Annotated in this window: 12 protein-coding genes and 1 pseudogene; 10 read left to right on the top strand and 3 right to left on the bottom strand. The window is 56.2% G+C overall.

The annotated features are described in order from the left end of the window. Positions 1-33: 33 nt before the first annotated feature. Positions 34-276 (bottom strand): hypothetical protein, encoded by a 243-nt coding sequence (locus tag PPUTUW4_RS03350; protein WP_041474772.1) that lies wholly within the window; start codon positions 274-276, stop codon positions 34-36. A 659-nt stretch (positions 277-935) separates the two neighbouring features. On the opposite strand from PPUTUW4_RS03350, the gene PPUTUW4_RS03345 reads away from it, so the two are divergent. The 3 genes from PPUTUW4_RS03345 to PPUTUW4_RS03335 are packed head-to-tail and all read left to right on the top strand — an operon-like array spanning position 936 to position 7,241. Then, a complete protein-coding gene (locus PPUTUW4_RS03345; protein WP_015093403.1) occupies positions 936-2,642 on the top strand; it encodes a dynamin family protein in 1,707 nt (568 codons plus the stop codon). A gap of 13 nt (positions 2,643-2,655) precedes the next feature. Beyond that, a complete protein-coding gene (locus PPUTUW4_RS03340; RefSeq protein WP_015093402.1) occupies positions 2,656-4,899 on the top strand; it encodes a dynamin family protein in 2,244 nt (747 codons plus the stop codon). Beyond that, complete coding sequence (locus tag PPUTUW4_RS03335; RefSeq protein ID WP_015093401.1) at positions 4,896-7,241, top strand: dynamin family protein; 2,346 nt, start codon at positions 4,896-4,898, stop codon at positions 7,239-7,241. Before PPUTUW4_RS03340 ends, PPUTUW4_RS03335 begins: the two co-directional genes overlap by 4 nt. A gap of 370 nt (positions 7,242-7,611) precedes the next feature. Here the strand turns inward: PPUTUW4_RS03335 and PPUTUW4_RS03325 are convergent, their stop codons facing one another. Further along, entirely contained in the window at positions 7,612-8,595 is a 984-nt protein-coding gene (locus PPUTUW4_RS03325) for an ADP-ribosylglycohydrolase family protein (RefSeq protein WP_265102318.1), read from the bottom strand. Between the two features lie 79 nt (positions 8,596-8,674). Continuing rightward, on the bottom strand, positions 8,675-8,932 hold the full coding sequence (locus PPUTUW4_RS03320) for a hypothetical protein (RefSeq protein WP_015093398.1): 258 nt from the start codon (positions 8,930-8,932) through the stop codon (positions 8,675-8,677). Between the two features lie 120 nt (positions 8,933-9,052). Here PPUTUW4_RS03320 and PPUTUW4_RS03315 point away from each other — a divergent pair, with 120 nt between their 5' ends. From PPUTUW4_RS03315 to PPUTUW4_RS03280, 7 genes and pseudogenes are all read left to right on the top strand, one after another. Next, positions 9,053-9,928 (top strand): WYL domain-containing protein, encoded by an 876-nt coding sequence (locus PPUTUW4_RS03315; RefSeq protein ID WP_015093397.1) that lies wholly within the window; start codon positions 9,053-9,055, stop codon positions 9,926-9,928. 267 nt (positions 9,929-10,195) lie between these two features. After that, positions 10,196-12,307, top strand: coding sequence for an ATP-binding protein (locus PPUTUW4_RS03310; protein ID WP_015093396.1), 2,112 nt, complete (start codon positions 10,196-10,198; stop codon positions 12,305-12,307). A gap of 92 nt (positions 12,308-12,399) precedes the next feature. Beyond that, on the top strand, positions 12,400-13,410 hold the full coding sequence (locus PPUTUW4_RS03305; protein WP_015093395.1) for a WYL domain-containing protein: 1,011 nt from the start codon (positions 12,400-12,402) through the stop codon (positions 13,408-13,410). A 571-nt stretch (positions 13,411-13,981) separates the two neighbouring features. After that, positions 13,982-14,203: pseudogene (locus PPUTUW4_RS03295) on the top strand (WYL domain-containing protein); the annotation flags it as partial. 107 nt (positions 14,204-14,310) lie between these two features. Beyond that, positions 14,311-16,926, top strand: a complete 2,616-nt coding sequence (locus tag PPUTUW4_RS03290; protein ID WP_083884528.1) for a PD-(D/E)XK nuclease family protein — start codon at positions 14,311-14,313, stop codon at positions 16,924-16,926. 2 nt (positions 16,927-16,928) lie between these two features. After that, positions 16,929-20,114: a UvrD-helicase domain-containing protein gene (locus PPUTUW4_RS03285; protein ID WP_015093391.1), complete on the top strand. Its 3,186-nt coding sequence runs from the start codon at positions 16,929-16,931 to the stop codon at positions 20,112-20,114. Between the two features lie 85 nt (positions 20,115-20,199). Then, a complete protein-coding gene (locus PPUTUW4_RS03280) occupies positions 20,200-20,505 on the top strand; it encodes a hypothetical protein (RefSeq protein ID WP_015093390.1) in 306 nt (101 codons plus the stop codon). Positions 20,506-20,694: the final 189 nt, after the last annotated feature.

Genomic DNA, 20,694 nt, shown 5'->3' with positions numbered 1-20,694 from the left:
TTTTCTGAAAGCCACTTTCCTCCTGCTCTAGAATCATCGCAGCAAACGCCTCGCTGTACTCGAGCTCTTCCTCACCTGCAACTGGCGCACTAGCAGGGCTACCGCCCCAGACACGAGTGAAAATGCAGTGGACGCCTCTTCCACCCCCCCTTTACCGCCATACAGGTAGATGTAGTAAGCCAGGAAGGCCAAATAGAGGCCGAAACCAATCTTGAAAGGACGGGACATTATCGCAAAGCCGATCAATGCGATGACGAGACCAATAACAACCACCATTAATTGCTGCTCCTGTCAGTTCGCGGGATAACTAAGCGAGGCCCATCACCCAATACGCGACCGGCATAATATCAATAAGACATCACCAAAAAATGGTTGCAGCGCCACACGCTCACTGTCGAGCAAATAGCTTGGCCTGCTTTCGTTCTCCCCCACCCCGCTAGCTGTAAAACGAATAGTGCCTAAATACTGGTTAAGTACACAGGTAAAACTTTCAGGCATGCACCTCCGCACAAGGGCTTGAGAATGCGTCTTTCCGCTGAAGAAATCGCCGGAATATGGGCGTTTTGTTGACAGTTTACGATACCAAATCAAAGTGCCATCATGCAGGCAAATCACATCGCGCCGATCTATAGGATTCACCCAACGCCATCTCATCCGGGAAGCGATATGACGTCAGTTACAGGACATGCGCGATCAATACCCTACAAACAAGGACGTGTTCATGCCTTTGCCCCACGCCTTCAATTGCACTCAATGCTTTTGGACCAATACCACGACGCTAAGCAGTGACGCGCTGGCCTGGTGAACGGCGGGCCGGAGCCCTTCTCGCACGACGAGTTAAAACCAACAGTACCCTGAATATCCCAACGCATAAGCCTCAGTGCCCTCTATGCCGAGGCTTCGCGCAGCCCCTCAACACTTAAAGGATTATCACCATGCTCGACAGCCAGAAAGCGTTCGCCACCTACTTGAAGAAAATGCAGGCGCTGCTCAACGGCCAAGCGTTTTCATTCGATCAGTCACTGCTCCCCAAAGTAATGGAGACCGAGCTTGTAGTTCCCGTAATCGGGGCCTTCAGCGCCGGTAAGAGCTCACTTTTGAACGCGCTGATGGGCAAGGACATATTGCCGGTTGGGATTGCGCCGGAAACTGAACTGGCGACCGAACTGCGTTATTCCTCCGAGCCCTATCTGCTGGCGATCAAGCCCGATGGTGTGCAGGAACGCTTGCCTGTCGAAGCGTTGAACTCAATCAATCGTCGCTCCAGCGAGTTTTCACATTTGCGCCTGTACCTCGACAGCGAGGCGTTGAAGGCCATTGCGCCTCTGGTACTGGTCGACATGCCCGGGTTTGGCTCATCGCTGGAAAACCACAACAAGGCGATTGCTTACTACCTGCCGCGCGGTGTGCATTTTGTGGTGCTGACCAGCATCGAGGACGGCAACATTACGCAGTCGATGCTGCGCAAACTCGACGAGCTGAAAACCTATAACACGGACTTCACGTTCCTACTAAGTAAATGTAATCTGCGCGCCGCCGACCAAGTGGAAGACGTGCAGGCTTACATTGACGACCAGCTCGGGGTGTATTTCGGCGAGCATTGCCGCAGCATTACGCTCGGCAACCGGGGCGGCGAAGAACTGACGCGTGCGTTGACCGCCTTGCAGCCCGACGCGCTGTTCTCGCATCTGTTCATCGACATCCTCAAGGATCAGAACTTTGAATTGCTGGCGCAGATCAACCTCGCGCTGAGCATGCTGAAAAAGGACAAGACCGAGAGTGAGCAAACCGAGCGCGCACTCGAACAGGCCTTGGTCAAGCTGCTGGAGCAACGCAAGGATGTGGAGTCGGACCTGAAGGATCGCTACTCGGGGAAAATGCTCGACCGTAGCCTGCGCGGCCTGGACAACGCGCTGAATGATTCACTGGACGAACTGGTCACGCTGGGCAGCAGCAAGAACCCGAGCGCCCTGTCGAATGCCCTCTCCGACATCATCCGCAGCAGCCTGGCCAGCACGATCAAATCTGAAGTGCAGGACATCTCCACCAGCATGGTCGACCGGATTGCCAGCAACCTGAGTGCCACCAGCAGCCAGATGTCTGTGCTGGACATCAGTGGTAACTGGAGCGAGGAGCTTTCCAACAAGGTCAAGTTCTCGCTGGAGCGCACCACGGAAATGCTCAGCGACTGGTCTACACGCCTGAGCAACCGGGCCGAGGACGACAAAAACAGCGGCGTCATGCTCTATCGCAGCCTTTCAACCGTGCTCGCCGTCACCACCACCGTGGTCAATCCACTGGTAGAGCTGGTGATCATTTTCCTGCCCGAAATCCTCAAGATGTTTAAAGGCGGTGGTAACGAGCGCGAGACGTTTCGCCAGAAACTGACCGGCGAAGTATTCCCCAACATCAAGGCGGAACTGCGCGGAAAGATTCCGGCAATCATCGACGAACAGCTCAACGCCATGCTGAAGAAGATCAGCGACGGCTTCGAAGAGCAGATCAACAAGCAAAAACACGTAATCGACTCAATCGCACAAGAAAGCCTGCAGCTTGAAGCTCAGATCAGCGAAAAGACCGCTGTTCTGGAAAACCTTGCCAACGCAGTAAAAGCCGCTGCAAACGAACACCTCTACAAGTAAGGCGGACGACCTAATGGATTACCAATCACTCGTCGCTTTTAGCGAAAACCTGCACACACTGGCCGCAAGTAACCAGGACCTGTTTGAGCGCGAAATCGAGCAATTCAAGCGGCTGAACGGCATCGACCAACCGCAGCAGCTCGCGCAAGCATGCCAGACTCTGCAAGACCAGAACCGGCTGATGAACATCGGTATTGTCGGTCGCGTGAAAGCTGGAAAGTCGTCACTGCTCAATGCGTTGATCTTTGATGGCGAGCCGATCCTACCCAAAGCCGCAACGCCCATGACTGCTGCGTTGACCACCATCACCTGGGGCGAAGTGTTCCAGGCCAAGGTCGAGTTCTACAGCGAAACGGATATCGCCGCGATCCGCTTCAAGTCGGACCAGTTCGAGCAACGGCTGGCCGCGCGCAAGCGCGAATGCCTGGAAGAGCTGGTGAAGCGCCGTAACGCCCAGGCCAATGGCGCGCCCCTCGATATGGCGCAGCTGACGCTCATGGCTGATAAAAAAGCCTTGAGTGAACTGCAACGCGAAGAAGGCTTGTTCGCGGCATACGACCAGTACCAGCGTATGAAGAAGTCTGGTCTCGATGCGGCCACCCTGCACTTGCACAGCGAGATTCAGGCAGGTAACCCGAAAGAGCTGGCGGCTCGTTTGCACAACTATGTAGGTGCCGACGGCACGTACATGCCGTTCACCAAGACGGTTCATGTCGCCATGCCGCTCGAGGCGCTGCGCGATATCTGCATAATCGATACCCCCGGCATGAACGATCCGGTCCAGTCGCGCGAAGAGCGCACGGTCGAACTGCTGAAAACCTGCGACGTGGTGTTCATCGTCAGCCCGGCCGGCCAGTTCCTCAATGAGCAAGACCTTGAGGTGATGGGGCGTATTACCCAAAAGGAAGGCATTCAGGAGCTGGTACTGGTTGCCAGCCAGATTGACACACAGCTGTACGGCAGCGAAAAGCGCGCGCGCTTGAGCGATGCAGTGGAAGCCATCCGCACCCAACTGTCGGCGCGGGCGCAGAGCACCCTGACAGACCTCAAGCTGAGCAGCCCGGAGGTGGGCTCGGTGTTCGACAACCTGATCGGCTCGGTGCACCGTAACCTGCTGCATAGCTCCGGCTTGTGCCACAGCCTCAACCGCCGCTTCAACTCGCAAGAAACCTGGGACTCGAACGAGCAGGTGACGTGGGACAACCTGTCCACCGATTACCCGGATTACTTCACCCGCGATAACCAGGAACTGTCGTTGAGCAGCCTGGACAGCCTGGCGAATATTGACGTGATCAACGCCATGCTTGCACAGGTGCGTGAGAAGAAAGCCGAGATCACTCGCGAAAAAATCGCCAACCTAATGGTTCGCAAACAAAAGAACCTTGAGGCATTCAAGGCGCTAATCATCAACCTGGCGCGCAACCAAGTCATCCAGATCAAGAACGCCAATGTGGATCAGCTGGACGAACAGCTGGCTTCGTTGGAGTCGAAGCGACTGGATCTCTCGCTGGAACTGGATGTCAGCTTCAAATACACCATGGCTGACTACCGCCAGAAGTTGCGTGACGACATGCGCAAGATAGCTGCGCAATTGCTCCGTGAGACACAGTCCACTGTTAAAGACGCGGAAGGCTCTTTCAGTGAAACCATTACAGTCGACAACGACGGGGTTGGCAGTTGGATTGCCCGCAAACTATGGGGTGGCGGTACTACAGAAAAAACGGTCGTCCGCGCCAAGATCATCAGTAGCCAAGTCATCTCCACCATCAACGAGTTCATGAATGACATCCAAGATGAGCTGGGTGCCAAGGTGGAGAGCTCTCATCGCGGATTGAACGAAGAACTGGCCCGGAACCTCACCCCGAAGATCCGTGAGGTACTTGAACAAGATGCCAATGGGCAAATGATCAAGCTCGCGATTAACTCAATCATTGATTCTATTCCAGATGATGACTTTGACCTGAGCATTCCTTTGCCTGACAGCCTGAAAAGCAACGGCACGCTCAAGGGCTACGAAGCTGAACGCTTCAAGGACGCAGCCGATGACTTCATCGGTTCGTTGGGCAGCAAGGTCAAAAGCAAGATCAGTTCGTTTATCAACGATGTTGAGCGCAAAGCGCCTTCCACCATCTCCGATTCGTTCGTCGACGAGATTCAACGCAGGATCAATGTACTCAAGGATCAGGTCGACAACGCGGCTCAAACCATTGATCGGCTTGAACGTCTGGCGCGCAAGGCCGAAGAGGTCACCCTGTGAGCAACCCGCCAAGTATCAATGAACAGGCACGATCGACGCTGGAGTTGCTCTCTCGGTTCTGGCAGTTCAAGCGCAAGAAGCTGGCAACTGAACTTAAGGGGCATCTGGACGATGCCCAGTGGCAACTCGACACGTTGTTTAGCACTAATCAGCAATTGACCACTCAGTGCGCTGGCCAGAACGACGAAATCGGCTTTCTGAAGTCGCGCAACGACTCGCTTACCGAGGCTTTGCAGGTTGAAACAGCCAACATGGCGTCGACCGCCGAAGCCCTTGCGCAGGAGAAGAGCAAGCTCCAGAAGGCCATGCTCGCGCTGACCCAGGCCAAGGTTTACACGAAGGACCTGGAAGAGCGACAGGCTCAGGCCTTGGCCCAGATCGCAGGGCTCGAAGAGCACCTTGCCGATCACAAGCGGCAGCTTGTCGACAAAGAACAGTGCATCACAGAGCTTCAGCGCACGCTGACCAATACTAGACAGCAGCTCGAAGAACTGAATAACGTCAAACAGATGTTGACCGATCAGTGCGCCGAGCAGGCAGAGCAGATCCGCACGCTGGAATCGCGTAATGAGGTGCTCACCGCCCAGTTGCAGGCAGAACGGGTCAATGCGGCAGAGCAGGAAGAGCGTAAGGTTCAGGCGCTTGCCGAGATCGCCTCCCTTGAAGAGCACCTGGCAGATCGCAAGCAAGAACTGATCGAAAAAGAACAGCGTATCGCTGAACTTCTACACACGCTGTCCGACGCGCGCCAGCAGATCGAAGCATTGAACGACGCCCAACACCGGTTGACCGAACAGTGCGCCGGGCAGGCTGCGCAAATCGGCTCGCTGGAGTCGAACAATGAAGCGCTCACTGCCCAGCTGGAGGCAGAACGGGCCAATGCTGCGGAGCTGGAAGAACGCAAGGCTCAGGCACTGGCACAAATAGCCGAACTGGAGACGTATCTGGAGGAACATAAAAACCAGTTACTGTCCACGGAGCAGAACGTCGACTTGCTGGAAAGCCTGACCGAGCAACTCAAGGCCTCTCAGCAGCACCTGGAGAACAACTACGCAGACATCAACAAGCAACACCTGTCGCTCACTGAAAAATTTTCCCTGGTGAGCAAAGTCCTGGCCCAGCAACCACCCACCAATGAACAGCTGGATAGATTCGCCGACCTGATCAACCACGACTACATGGAATTCGCCAGTCGAGAATCGTCGTTGGCCGGCGAAGCCCAGGCAATGCTCGATATGCAGGCGATTCTCGCCGAGATGCAGATGCTGAACAACTTCCCGAGCATTGCCGGCAAAACCATCCTGAGCATTGCTGGCGGCTTCAGTAGCGGCAAGTCGGCATTCGTCAACAGCTTCATCCATAACCCAAGCGTGCAACTGGCGACTGGCATCAACCCGGTGACCGTGGTACCCAGCTACGTTGTGTGTTCCGAAGAAACCCGGATCAAGGGCTATTCGTATAACGGAGGGGCCATCGACCTGGAGCCCAGCCTGTACGCATCCATGTGCCACGAATATGTCCAGGCCTTCGGCTTCGACCTACGGCGCATCCTGCCCTTCATCAGCGTCAAGGTTCCCATGGATCCGGACTTGTTCGGCAACCTGTGCATCATCGATACGCCCGGCTACAACCCTGGTACTACGGGTGGGGCTGCGGCTTCCGACCGCAGCACTGCAGCCTCCCTGGTCAATCAGGCATCGGCACTGGTCTGGGTCATCGGACTCGACCCGGCCGGAACCATCGACCAGTCCGATATCGAGTTCATCGAATCCACGCCGTTTCGCGGAGAGTCGCTGTACATCGTGCTGAACAAGGCAGATGTGAAGTCTCAAGACGACATTGGCCAGATCATGGATCAGGTAGCCGACGACCTGAGCTTTGCTGGTATCGAATACGCGGGCATGTGCGCCTATTCATCCACACGCAAGAAAGACTACCCCTCCAGCGGCCGGACGTTTGACCAGTTCCTGCGCTCTATCAACCGTAAAGTGGATGTGGTCGGGAAAGTTACCAGCAAGCTCGATGCAGTGTTCGATGCCTACAAGCAGGCCCTCAAAACCGATATAGCGCAGCTGGAGAGCCGCAAAGGCGAGTTCAACGGGTTCAAGCTCGATGCGCTGGAAATAGGGGGAACGGTGTTGTTCGACAGAATAGATCGAGCATTTCCCATATCTGAGCAAATGTTCGATTCTTCCGGGCTAGAAAAACTGGTGGATGAATGCGAGGGCCTTCGTCGAAAGCTCAAGCTGGCCGCTCGAAAAGCCTTGGAGGCTTGCGAACTCGTTCGCACGAGAACCTCTGCTGAGCCTGATGACTTTCTGCGCACTCGAATACGCCGCTAAATGCCTGAACGCGCACTTTTGGGAACCCGTGCCTGCCCTATAGCAGGCCCTTACAGGCCAGGATGCACACCCCCGGCCTGTACGTTAGTCGATCAGGCAGGTGCTACGGTCATCCGCCACCCGCTCAAAATCGCCGCCGCGCCAACAGCTCCGCCACCGCCCCCGCAAACCACCCCGTAGGGCGCATCTTCAGCGCCTTGCTCCCACACTTCGGGCACTGATCGATCCACTCACCGGGCGCCAACGCATCACTCTGCGGAGCCACTGTTTTCGTCCAACCACAACCTTCACATTCAAAAGTGAAGGGTCTGGGTTTGATCGGCATTTTAAGCTCCTTGGTCGCTGCGCAAGTTCACTACCTTCACCGCGCTCAACTCCCCGGATACGCCAGTTCAATCTGCTCATCAAACTCGCCGTCAAGCCCACAGTACTCATGCGCAACGTGTTCAAGATCTTCAGCTACCTGCGTAATCACCTGACGCAGTTCCAGGCGCTCGAGCCAGCGAGCAGGAACGGTGGCGGTGCCAAACTGCGCGCCCAACAAGTGCCCGACGACAAGCCCTGTACTGCTGCTGTCACCACTGTGATTGACCGCCGTGACCAGCCCTTCTTCAAGTGATCGTGCGGTCAGCGCGCACCACAGGCCGATGGCCAGCGCCTGTTCTGCGACCCAGCCACCGCCAAAATCGTCGATGCGTTGCGGGGTTGGCAAGTACCCCTCGTAAAAGTACAACAGCACGCGCTCGATGAGGTTGCGAGTTTCTTCCATGCCAGGCACTTGCCCATACCTGGCCAGACTTTGAGTCACGGCGTGTTCCAGGCTGTCGCGTCGATCGACAACACGCTGAAGAATGTCGGCAAACAGCCCAGCCGCCAGATAGCCTGTCGGATGCCCGTGCGTCAGCCGTCCGGACTGGGCCGCGTGGTGGAATGCATTGGCAAAGAATGCACAGGGTGCAGCACGGACCAAGGCACCGCTGCCTTTGCTGTGGTTTTCGGCAACCGCCCCAAGCCACCCACTGGCCTTGAGTGCACTCAGGCAAGTTGAGTCGGGGGCACGCCTCGACCAGAGCTCCACATCCTTGATCAGCCAGCCATCTGTGGCGACCGGTATCAGCGAGGGGTAATCCTGGGTCGTCAGCCAACGTAGCAATGCGTGATGAATAATGCTGGGGACATGGCAAGGCTGCCGTGAACTCCCAAGCACATATGCCCGCAGCAAGCCTTCTGCGGTGAACAGCATCATCTGCGTGCTGTCGCCGATGGCGCCGGTGATGCCATACGCCGGGGCAAAATCAATCATGCCCTGCGGACCGAACCTGGCCTCGATGAGCGGCCACTCGAGAAACTCCACGGGGGCGCCAAGCGCATCTCCGACAGCGCCACCCAGCAGGCAACCTTTGATCAGCTCAAGTCTGTTCATGTCCATTCCCTTATCCCTCAGCCGGGATCAATTCCTGCAAAATCACCAGCTTTCTTTGCAACTGCTCGATGTGTGCTTTTTCAGCGCGCAGTGCCGAACGCAACTCGCGGTTCTCTGCCTCCCAAATCCGTGCCCAGCGCGCACTCTTTTGGCAATCCATAGCCATCTGCCAGAGGTCACGCAACCTCAACCACTGATGCAGTAACACCAGCAGTATTGCCACCATCATCACCAACGCCCCTGTCGAAACCAATTCCGACATACTCATGCCCACTTCCTTCCGTGACTTCAATTCATTTCGAATGCCAGACACAAGATATGTAGTGTTAAGTGACAGGTCTAGAATGTAGACTTATACAGGTAAAGTATTCACGCACATGGAGAGGGTATGAAACGCAAACAATCCATCGAACAGGTCCGCTGGGACCTGGCACTTCGCTATCGCTTGATCGAGACAGTTGCCTGGTGGGAGGGCCGGTTGACCACGGGACACTTGATACAGAGCTTCGGCATCAGCCGTCAGCAGGCGTCCAAGGACATCAACACCTACATCACGGAACATGCGCCCAAAAATCTTACATATGACAAAAAAATAAAGGGTTACATACCCAGCAAGACGTTCACCCCGCTGTTCATCGACGACAGCGCCAGCGCCTATTTGCACCTGCTTTATCAGAACAACGAACGCGCCCCGCACATCGATGGACTCGCCCTGGCCTACGCCCACACCAAGGTGCTGGAGGTCCCGGATCGCCCGATTCGCCCAGAGGTACTGCGCCCGCTGCTCAAAGCGTGTCGCGATGGCCTGCGCCTGGAAACCGAGTACGTGTCACTCAACACACCGAACGTGGAAATTCGCCTCATCGCCCCTCACACACTGGTCTACACCGGTATGCGCTGGCATGTGCGGGCGTACTGTGAAAAGAACGGCCAGTACCGCGACTTTGTACTCAGCCGTCTACGGGGCCAGCCGGATTTGCTCGACGAATCGCCGAACACTCGTGAGCTGGATGAAGACTGGAACACCGAGATCCCGGTCATCTTTGCAGCCGATGGGCGATTGAACACGGCGCAGAAGTCAATCATCGAAACTGACTTCGGCATGGTTGATGGCCAACTGGAGGTGCCCAGTCGCAGGGCGCTGGTGAAGTATGTATTGCAACGCTATCAGATCGACCCCAGGAACCTGACCACCAATCCTGAAGCGCAACAAATCGTGGTGACCAATCTCAAGGAACTGAAGCCTTGGCTTATGAATGATTGACGCTCAAGCGGGGGATGGCGTGGACTTCCACGCCGGAATCCGGCCCCCTTCTCACTGTTGACTGAGGTTCGCACTTGCAGTCTGACACTCACGATCCCGAGGTGAGGAGAGTCCATCCCGTTGCTTCTGATTCATCAACAGCAACGACTGCGCGTCAGCCTCTTTCGACACGGCATCTATCGCCATTCCACCCCTGACCCGAGCGCGACACATTACGACGCACCTTGGCCTCATGATCATGTCTCGTCAGTATCAGGAGTAGTCGCCGTGCCCATCCCGCGTTCGCTCAATCGCAGTAATGTACGTAATTCCGGCCCCCATAACGCGGACACCTGCGCCCTGACCCTGAAGTGGTCGTTCATGATGATGCTCGATCTTGGCGGGCATCGGAATCTTATCCAGCGGCACGGCTTTAACGATGACGAACTGGCCATCGAACTGGGCCTGCAAGCGCTGATCGATGAAGAGGATTTCCACCCACGCCAGGCGCTCTTGCGCTTGAAGGGCGAACGCAAGCTGTTTGACGAGACGTTCACCACCTACGATTACCCCGACATGCTGGAAGAGAATCTTGAGGCGCTGGGAGAGTTGCTCGGCCTTGATGCGGCGGAACTGCGCATTCTCGGTTTTTGTGTCCTGATGCATACCGATCCGACGCTCACCAACGCTGCCGATGAGCTGGGAATGCTCGGTTTCAACCGCATGCTCGCTGTGCTCAGCACCCTGTTGGATATTCCACAGCTGCAACTGACACGGTATCTGAGCAACGACGGCCAACTGGTCCGGGCGGGTCTGCTTGAAGTCAATACCCTGTCCTGCTCGGTCACCACCCTGAGCAGCCGCTTGAGCGTGGGTAACTCTGATTTGCCGGGATTGATGCGTTTCAATCAGGACGAGCCCATCGAGTTGTTCAAGTATGCGTTCAGGCTTAGCCCGCCGGGTACGCTCGGGCTCGATAAATACGAACACCTGCGTCAGCACGTAGATATCGCCCAAGCCTACCTGGCCAAGGCATTGGTCGAAGGCCGAAGCGGGGTGAACATTCTGCTTTATGGCCCGCCAGGTACGGGTAAGACACAGTTGAGCCGCCTGCTCGCCAAAACACTGAATACCGATCTGTATGAGATCGCCTGCACCGACAGTGACGGCGATCCGGTCAGTGCCAGCCAGCGCTTGTGCGCATTGCGCTCGGCCATGAGCGTCTTGCATTCGCACAAATCGCTGCTGGTCCTGGATGAAATCGAAGACATTTTCGATAGCCCCACGCCCATGGGTATGGGTGCCCGCAGCAAGGCACAGAAAGGCTGGATCAATCGGATGCTCGAAGAAAACGCCCTGCCCTGCTTCTGGCTGAGCAACAGTGTCGAATCGCTGGATGCGGCGCACATTCGCCGCTTTGATCTGGTCATCAACCTGCCAAACCCGCCTCGGGCACAACGCGAGCAAATCATTAGGGACTGCAGCGCCGACAAACTGGGCGATGAGCTTATGGAGAAACTTATCGATCATGAACATGCAACACCGGCAGTGATCACTCGCGCGGTTCGCATCGCCCGCAGCCTGAATCCCCGCGCCGGCAAAAAGCTTGATGCAACGGTCGAATGCCTGGTCGACAGCACACTCAAAGCCCAGGGTTTTGGCAAGTTGGAGGGCGCACAGGGCCAGCGATTGCCGAGCTTTTACTCGCCGGAACTGATCAATACCGATGTACCGCTCGATGGTCTGGTCGAAGGTTTACGCAAGCACGCTGAAGCACGCTTATGTTTCTACGGGCCTCCTGGCACTGGCAAAACCGCCTTCGGCTGTTGGTTGGCACAGGAACTGGACAGGCCGCTGATGGTGCAACGGGTATCTGATCTTGTTTCCCCGTATGTGGGCCAGACCGAACAGAATCTTGCCGAAGCTTTTGCACAGGCTACTCAGGACGGCGCGGTACTGCTCCTCGATGAAGTCGACAGCTTTTTGCAGGATCGACGCAAGGCAAAGCAAAGCTGGGAAGTGACCGCGGTAAACGAAATGCTTACCCAGATGGAAAGCTATCGCGGTCTGTTCATTGCCTCAACGAACCTGATCCATGACCTGGACGAAGCATCGCTGCGCCGCTTCGACATGAAAATCTACTTTGGTTACCTCGACCAACCCCAGGTACAGCAGCTGTTCAACACCCACTTGCAGGCGCTCAAACTCAAGGACCCCACCAAGACGGCAAGCCTGCGGCTGAGAAGCGAACAGCAATTGACCCCAGGCGACTTTGCCTCGGTGGCCAGGCAAGCACGCTTCAAACCCTTCGCCAATGCGAACGAGTTGGTCAGCGCGCTCATCGCTGAAACCCGCCTCAAAACTACCGGAAGGCAGAGACCTATAGGGTTCGTACACTGATAGCGGACGTTCGGACGGGTGTTGACTGGCTTAGTGCCATCTATCACCCTTGTCGCCATGCCGAGCTTAAGCACTACACAAGGAAGCCTGTCTTGCCCTCTGCCAAAGCCCAATCCACCGTCAGCCGTCAGTGGGAATTGCTTCGCCAGTTGCCGTCCAGATCACCCGGAATCACCACCGCCGAACTCGCCACGCGCCTACACTTATCGGGTTATAAAATCAGCCGGCGTACGATTGAACGCGACCTGATCGATCTGTCGCTGATGTTCCCCCTGCAATGCAATGACGCAAGCGCGCCTTACGGTTGGTACTGGCAACCCGGTGTCAGCGTCGAATTGCAGGGCGTCACCCTGACCGAGGCGTTGAGCCTGGCTCTAGTCGAAGACGCAATCCGCCCACTGCTGCCTAACAGCATGCTCAGAGTGCTGGAGCCTCGTTTCAACCACGCGCGACAAAAACTCAAGTCATTGGGCGAGGAGAATCAAGCCGCACGCTGGCTGGATAAAGTAGCCAGCGTGCGCCCCGACTTGAACCTGCAAGCGCCGGAGATTCCAGAGGATATTCTGGAGACGTTGCAACAGGCCTTGCTGGAGGAGAAACAGTTGCAATGTCAGTACTACTCCGCACACTCCGACAAAGTCAGCCAACTGACACTCAATCCGCTGGCCCTGGTACAACGTGGATTGATCACTTACCTGATCGGCACCGCCGACACTTACACCGATGTGCGCCAGTACGCAGTCCATCGATTCCGCGAATTGTCCCTCTTGGAGTCCCCAACGCAGGGACTGAAGGATTTCAATCTACAGGCCTACTTGAATAGCGATGCGCTGCAGTTCGGCAATACAGAAAGAATCGCCTTCCAGGCTTGGCTAAGTGAAAAGCAAGCTCGCCTGCTGCGAGAAACGCCGCTGAGCGCAGATATGGCGCTAACCGACCTTGGCAATGGCGATGGCTATCGCGTCACAGCAACGATCAGCAATAGCTGGCAACTGCAGTGGTGGATCTTGTCGCTGGGCGATGCGCTAGTGGTTGAAATGCCGCTGAACCTACGCGAGCAAATTGCGCAAAAGTTGAGGAATGCTGCGGCTGGGTATGAGTGAGAGTGGAACCATGCAGGCTGAAAATAGACGGTAATCGGAATCTCATCATCACGGTTTTATCAGCATCGCCCAATAAATAAGGACTTTAAATGACAGACGCCCTTGAATTCACTCCGAATCTCCGTCGGCCGAAAAAAATTGCACTGCTATTTGTCGTTGATATGTGGGGTATTGAGGGCCCATATGCTGACGGTAGTTGGCATAAGTTGATCCATCAGGCAGCCCGTAGCTGGATAACGGAAAACCCCGATCAAGAGCCTGCCACATTATGGTCGGTCGTGCGGCCGTGCGACTTTTTCGAAAATGGAACCTCGTGTTATATGACCTGTAGCACCAAGCTACCGGACATTTTTTTTGACCAACTCAATTCATACATGGCTCAGTACTGTGGCCCCCATGTCACAGTGGCTGAGGTCGATTTCGATCTACCATTCAACAGCATCGAAGGGTGGCGCGCCTACCTTCACTTTGAGCAAGGTCAAATCTGGGAACAGTCAGACGCAATCAGTTGGCGTGCATTGGACTAGGGAGCTCACACAAAGCATGCACCGGGATGTCCGCTTCGGGCAGTTCAACACTGAGCAACACCTGGCAGTTGCACTGGTGGATTTTGTCCCTGGGCGACTCAATGGTGGTGGAGCAGCCGCCGGAGCTGCGGGCTCAGATTGGCAAAACACTGCATCGTGCGGCGGCAGCCTACCGGCCACTGGATTCAGTGACGGATGCAATAGGTACCGTGGTTTCGCTACAAAACCTGGCAGGCGCGACACAAACCGTCGCACCAGGTTCGTAGGGTAGCGCCACGTCGCTGATCAGCAGTCTATTTTTCCTTATGCAACAACGTGCCAATCACGGTGCGTTGAACCACCAGCGTTCACAAGGAGCGTCAACGTGTCAGAAATGCTTATCACGTTCGGCATGCAACTCGATGGTCAGCGGGCAACCCGAGCCAGTAATCGATTAGGGGCGTTGACCGTCGGGCCACAGGGACTGCTGGATATTCTGGAGACGCAGCTGGGCCTAGTGGCACGTCAGCCTTGTGCGGCACAACGTACAGCCACGTACCGCGATTGCCTGGCGCACTGCAATAACCCACTGCGCTTCTATCATGCCAGTTTTTCCACCGATGAATTGGGGGTGGCTGCTGCATTGCTGGCCTGGCGGGATGATTTGTATTTGCACGGTTGGGATGGGCGCGTCGGTGCCGACGCCAGCCAACGTCTGAAAGACCTTGCCGAGATCGAGACTCAAGCTCGCGTGCAGGTCGCCCCTTCCATGGGACAGCGCTTGGAGAATGTTGCCAAGGCGTTGGACTCTCGTCGCCCCCCGATCAAGACCGTGCTTTTGGCTGACGCTTTTGAGTGTTATCCACTTGCCTGGCAAATGGTGCTGAATCACCTGCCTAACGGGCGCCTGGAGATACCGGAGGGTACGGCGCAAGGTTTTCTGGGGCAGTTGCAAATGCAATTGCGCAAGAGCATTGCCGGTGTAGAGGTCACGCCCATTCAATGGCAAGAAGATGACACAGTGCAAGTTGTTCAAGCGCAAACTCGAGCATTGGCCGCCAGCTGGCTGAGCCGCTCAGTGGGCCAGGACACCCCCACCTTGCTGGTGACGGGTGGCGTGGGTGGTTGTCTTGATGGTCATTTTATCGGTGCCGGCCAGGCTCGCCATGGCCTCAATGGCAGCAGCAATCTGCGCCCTGCCCTGCAGGTATTGCCACTGGCCATGGAGCTGCTTTGGGCACCAACCAACTATCCGGCACTCCTGCAGTTTTTGACCCACTCGATATGCCCGATTCGTTTGTTTGCACGTCGGCGCTTGGCAACCAAAATAGCAAGCTCACCCGGCGTCGTCGGGAGCAAGTGGGAGGATGCACTGGAGGAAATCGCAGCGCATTACGCTGCAGATGCGCCCGACGTACTTGCCTCGATTGACGAGTGGCTGAATATGCCCACTTTTACGACTGACGACGGGGTGGCGCCCAGTGAGGTGCTGGTACGTGTCGAACGGTTGTTGAAGTTTTTTAAAGCACGCCTGGGGCACCAAGAGCCCGCGCATAGATTCGCGGCTCAGGCAGGTTATGCTCAGTGTGAAGCGGCACTAGACTCCCTCAAGACCTTGCATCTTCAAGGTGTGGAGCGGTTAAAACCGCGGCAGTTGCAGCAGGTCATCGAGCAAGCCACAGCCAGCGGCGTGGATAATCCATTGCTGGCCGCACAAGTCGGCGCCCACTTGAGCGTCTCGCGTCCAGGTGCGGCCATTGAGCAAGCCGACACAGTGATCTGGTGGCACCTGAGCATGCCGGTGTTACCGCCTCTATCGCCCTGGTCCAAGGCCGAACGCATTCAATTGGCCGATGCCGGGGTGGCGCTACCGGACGGTGCCACACTGCTGACTCAAGCAGCCCGTGACTGGCTGCGACCAGTCCTGGCAGCAAACTGCCGGCTGATACTGGTACTCGCGCCACCACGGGAGGAAAGCCACCCGCTCTGGCAAATGATCGAAGCCGTTGTGCAGCAGCCAAAGGTGCATATTCTCGAGGAGTTTCTGCATACCCCCGGTCCGCTTTGCCAAGCCCAAGCATCGGCGCCACTGCCACTGCGCAAACGCTGGTGGCGCCTGCCACCCGACATCCCGATCTATGCGCCTGAGAAAGCGTCTTTCTCGAGCCTCAACCTGTTGCTGTTCAACCCTTATCAATGGTTGCTGCAATACGGAGCCAAGATTCAGGCGTCCAAAAGCCAGAGCCTGAGCGACGGTTTTTTGCTCTATGGTTCGTTGACCCATCGCCTGGCTGAACATTTTTTCACTCGGCCGGACGCGCTGAGCATGAGCACCACAGATTTTAACAGCTGGTTCTCGACCCACTTCCCCCGTGTGGTATGTGAAGAAGGCGCGGTGTTGCTGATGGAAGGACGTGGTGCCGACCTGGCAACACTGCGCCATCGTGCGCTGCGTGCTTTGACTCGACTGCGATCGCACTTACTCAATGCTGGCATCACGGTCGTAACGTCTGAGCAGGAGCTGGCCGGTCGTTTCGAGGGTGGCGCATTGGGTGGCTCTGCTGATTTGGTATTGACCACTGCGTTAGGACATCGTGCCATCGTCGACATGAAGTGGTCGGGAGGCAAGAAATACCCGGAGCAGCTCAAGGCAAACCGCCATCTGCAGCTGGCGATTTATGCCGAGTTGCTACGTCAGGACAGCGGTTCATGGCCATCCGTAGCCTATTTCATCCTTGAGTCCGCGCGCCTGCTAACCCCAGATGACCAAACCTTCAGAGATTCGGAGCAGGTGCCTGCCAATCCGCCAAGCTCAACGCCACAACTGTGGCTCAGCTTTACCGAGGCCTGGAAGTGGCGACGGGCGCAACAGGCAGAGGGGCTGTTTGAGGTTGCCCTGCAAAGTATTGAAGAGGATGAGGACTCGATCCCTCCCGATCAGGCGATGCCGATGGAATACCTTAATGAAGCCTACAACGACTACCTGGCCTTGGCCGGTTGGGAGCAATGACAATGCAGACCACCGCACACATCACTTTTATCAGTGCTGGCGCCGGCAGCGGCAAAACCCACCGGCTTACTGAAATACTGCACCAGGAGTTGCTCGATCAGCAGGTCCAGCCTTCGGGGGTGATCGCCACGACCTTTACCCGAAAAGCAGCTGCCGAGCTGCGCGAGCGGGTCCGTAGTCACCTTCTAAAGCAGGGTCAAATCAACCTCGCCACCGCCATGGGCCAGGCCCGCATCGGTACCGTCAACAGTATTTGCGGGCAGTTGCTTGAGCGCTTTGCATTCGAAGCCGGCATGCCGCCCGAGCAACGTGTGCTGGAAGAAAACCAGGCGGCCCTGCTGCTGAACAAGGCGGTTGACCGGGTCCTTGATGGTGAGCGTCTGGATAATCTACTCGCTGTCGCTCGACGCCTGGGCCTTGAAGACACGTATCAACAGGGCGACTTTGCCAATACCAATTGGCGCGATGAGCTGCGCAAGCTTCTGAATCAGTTGCGCACCAATGACATTGATCTTGAACTGTCTCGTGGTTTTGCGGCCCAAAATGCCGACGATATGCTGAAGCATTTCCCCAAACCGACCAAAACCGACTTGAGTGGAGAGCTGCTGCACAGCATTCCCGAGGTGCTGGCTCTGTTACAGGCAGCTAACAGCGACAAAAAGAACACTGAAGGCTACATAGCGTTGCTCACCCGCTTCCAGTATGAACTGCAGCATGACAACGCCCGCTGGAGTGATTGGGCGAAACTGGCGAAGGAAGCCCCTGAGGCCAAGCTCAAACCATTGGTAACAACCCTCTCTGAAACCATTGGCCGCTATGCCGAACACCCGGATCTGCATCGCGATATCCGCGCCTACCTCGAACAGGTTTTCGGCCTGGCCATTGATGTATTGAAAGTGTACGAACACAGCAAACGTGAGTTTGGCGTACTGGACTTTGCCGACCAGGAACACGCCTTGCTCAAGTTGCTGGACAACCCAGCCGTTGCGCAGGTGCTCGAGGATGAGCTCGATTTAATTATGGTCGACGAATTCCAGGACACCAGCCCGATGCAGCTGGCGATTTTTCTCAAGCTTTCACGCTTTGCCAAAAAGGTTTACTGGGTCGGGGATATCAAGCAGGCGATTTATGGTTTTCGGGGCAGCGACTGCGCGCTGATGCAAGCCATCCTCAAGGCATTGCCCGATATGGGTGGCAAGAAACAGGTATTGCCTAACTCTTGGCGCTCACGTACCGAACTGGTAGAACTGGCGAACGATGTATTCAACAAGGCCTTCGCCAATAGCCTGGAAACAAAGGACGTTGAGCTGATACCGACCCGCACGGATCAACTACCCGGCCCAGCCTTCGCCAATTGGGTACTGGACGGAAAAAATGCCGACTTGCAAGTCAACGCACTGGCCGAGGGGATTGGCCAACTGCTGGCTAGCCGTTATCAGGTATTCGATAAAACCCGCCAGGAAGCCAGAGCGGTGCGTTTGGGCGATATCACTGTGCTTTGCTACTCCCACAGTAACGTCGCGAAAGTAACAGCAGCCCTCGCTACTCTGGGCATCCCCTGTTCCACAGCACAACCAGGACTGCTGGCAACCGCAGAGGCAACTCTGGCACTGGCGTGCTTGCGCCGACTGAACGACCCGGCCGACACCCTGGCAACGGCACAGATTATCTCGTTAACCGAGACCGAAGGGCCGGAAAGCTGGGTTGCCGAGCGCCTGCGCTACCTCAATGCCGGACACCCCAAAGCGCAGTGGCGTGAACTGAGCCTCGGCGAATATTCGCAACATCCACTTGTGGCGGCCGTTGCACAACTGCGCACAGATCTGCCAGTGCTAACACCGGTAGAGGCATTACAACGGCTGATCGCCGAGTGCGACTTACCAACGCGTGTCAGCGTCTGGTCAACCTCGACAGCGCAGGTGCAAAAGCGCTTGGCCAACCTGGATGCATTGATCGATCTCGCGCAGCAATATGAGGATCTCTGCCGAAATGGATTAGGGGCGGCATCCATATCCGGGCTGTTGTTGTGGCTGGACGAAATCGCCAACGCCAAAAACGATGCACTGGCCACTCCTGCGCTGGATGCCGTTCAAGTGATGACTCATCACGCCAGTAAAGGTCTGGAATGGCCGGTCGTGATTTTGATGGATCATGCACGCGATATCAGCGACCGGTTATGGTCAGTCTCGGCTCAGTCCAACAGCGCATTCGATCCACATAAACCATTGCATGACCGCTTTATCCGCTATTGGCCATGGCCGCTGGGCAAACAGAAAGCGGTTCCGTTGAGCGAAACGTTCGAACAGACCGCCACAGGCCTGGCGTGCCGGGCTGAAGCCGTTGAAGAAGCAAAACGCCTGCTCTATGTGAGCATGACCCGCGCCCGAGACCTGCTGGTCATTGCCCGTTCGAGTAGAAAGATTACAGGAGAGTGGCTCGACACTGTCCAGGCACCTTGGCTGATGACGCCTCCCGGGCTATCGACTTTGAAGCTGCCGAATGGAAAAGAACTGTGCGCCGATTGCCAAACGCTCACTGCCAGTGATTTACCTGCGCCCGTGGCGATAATTGAACAAAATCTGCACTGGTTTGCCCCGGTACAAGCGGTCCAGTCTCGTTTGCCACTGGGCTTTCAACCGTCCAACGGTGGCGCTCGCGCCAGCACCGCAGGCCGCAACACATGCCGGATCGGCACTCGAATCGCTTTCCAAGGCAGCCCGGAAATGAGTGCATTGGGAACGGCCATTCATGCCAGTTTGTGCCTTTCATTCACTGACCCCAACTGCCCCCTCACCTTAGACGAAGTGCAGTACCTGTTGCAGAGCCACGCAGTGCACGAGCACATAAATGCCAGTCAGGTCATCGCACAGCAATTGGCCTTGCACGCCTGGATCGAATCCCGCTGGCCAGCGGCCAAAGCCATGGCTGAATACCCGGTGCAACAGTTGCTGCGCTCGGGTCAGGTGCTCAATGGTCGGATCGATCTTCTGCTGGACACAAAAGATGGCTGGGTGCTCATTGACCACAAATCCAACCCGGCGCCCGAAGCCCAGTGGGAACGATTGGCCGAGGAACATGCGGGTCAGCTCGATGCTTACGCCCAAGCGATTGAGGCGGCATCGGGTCGGCCTGTCATCGCCGCATGGCTCTTTCTGCCGGTGGCCGCGGGAGCGATTCAGGTTTTTTAGCCGCCGGCGTGATTCCACATTCGCGTAAACGACCAATCACAGCGGTCGGATTGATCTCGACCGCTGACATCACAAGGAAAAAAGCATGACGCTGTATGAATCAATCCTGCTGGAAGTGCGCAATGGTGCGCTGACCGAACCCTTTGAGGTGCAGGAACTGACGAGCGAACGTCGTCGGGTCATGTGCTCTATAGAGCAGAAGCTGGTTGAAAAATATCGGATCGGATTCGAGTTCTTTATGGAATCGACGATCGGGACGACCATCGCCAACTACGCGCAGGACGAGCAGACGGGAGCCGGCGGCTACAATGTCGAACAGGGTGCTGAAGCAAAGTACCTGCGAGTCAAGCCTGGCGTATACAAAGTAAAAGAACTAAATGGTGCGCTATAGCCGCCAGGCAAAGTTTCAGGCTCAGGACTAACCAAATAATCGCTTTACTTTCGCCACGGCCACTTCCATGGCCGTGGCTTGTTCCATACTTACATCCCGACTTTTACAACGCGGGCAAACCTCAGGACAGTCTTCGAATCGTAAGACATCACTGAGCGGGATAACCGTTTGGCTCCAGCCACAATTTTT

Source organism: Pseudomonas sp. UW4, assembly GCF_000316175.1.
Classification (GTDB): domain Bacteria; phylum Pseudomonadota; class Gammaproteobacteria; order Pseudomonadales; family Pseudomonadaceae; genus Aquipseudomonas; species Aquipseudomonas laurylsulfatiphila.
The sequence above is the reverse complement of the archived record's forward strand: the minus strand, read 5'-3'. Positions and strand labels throughout refer to the sequence as shown.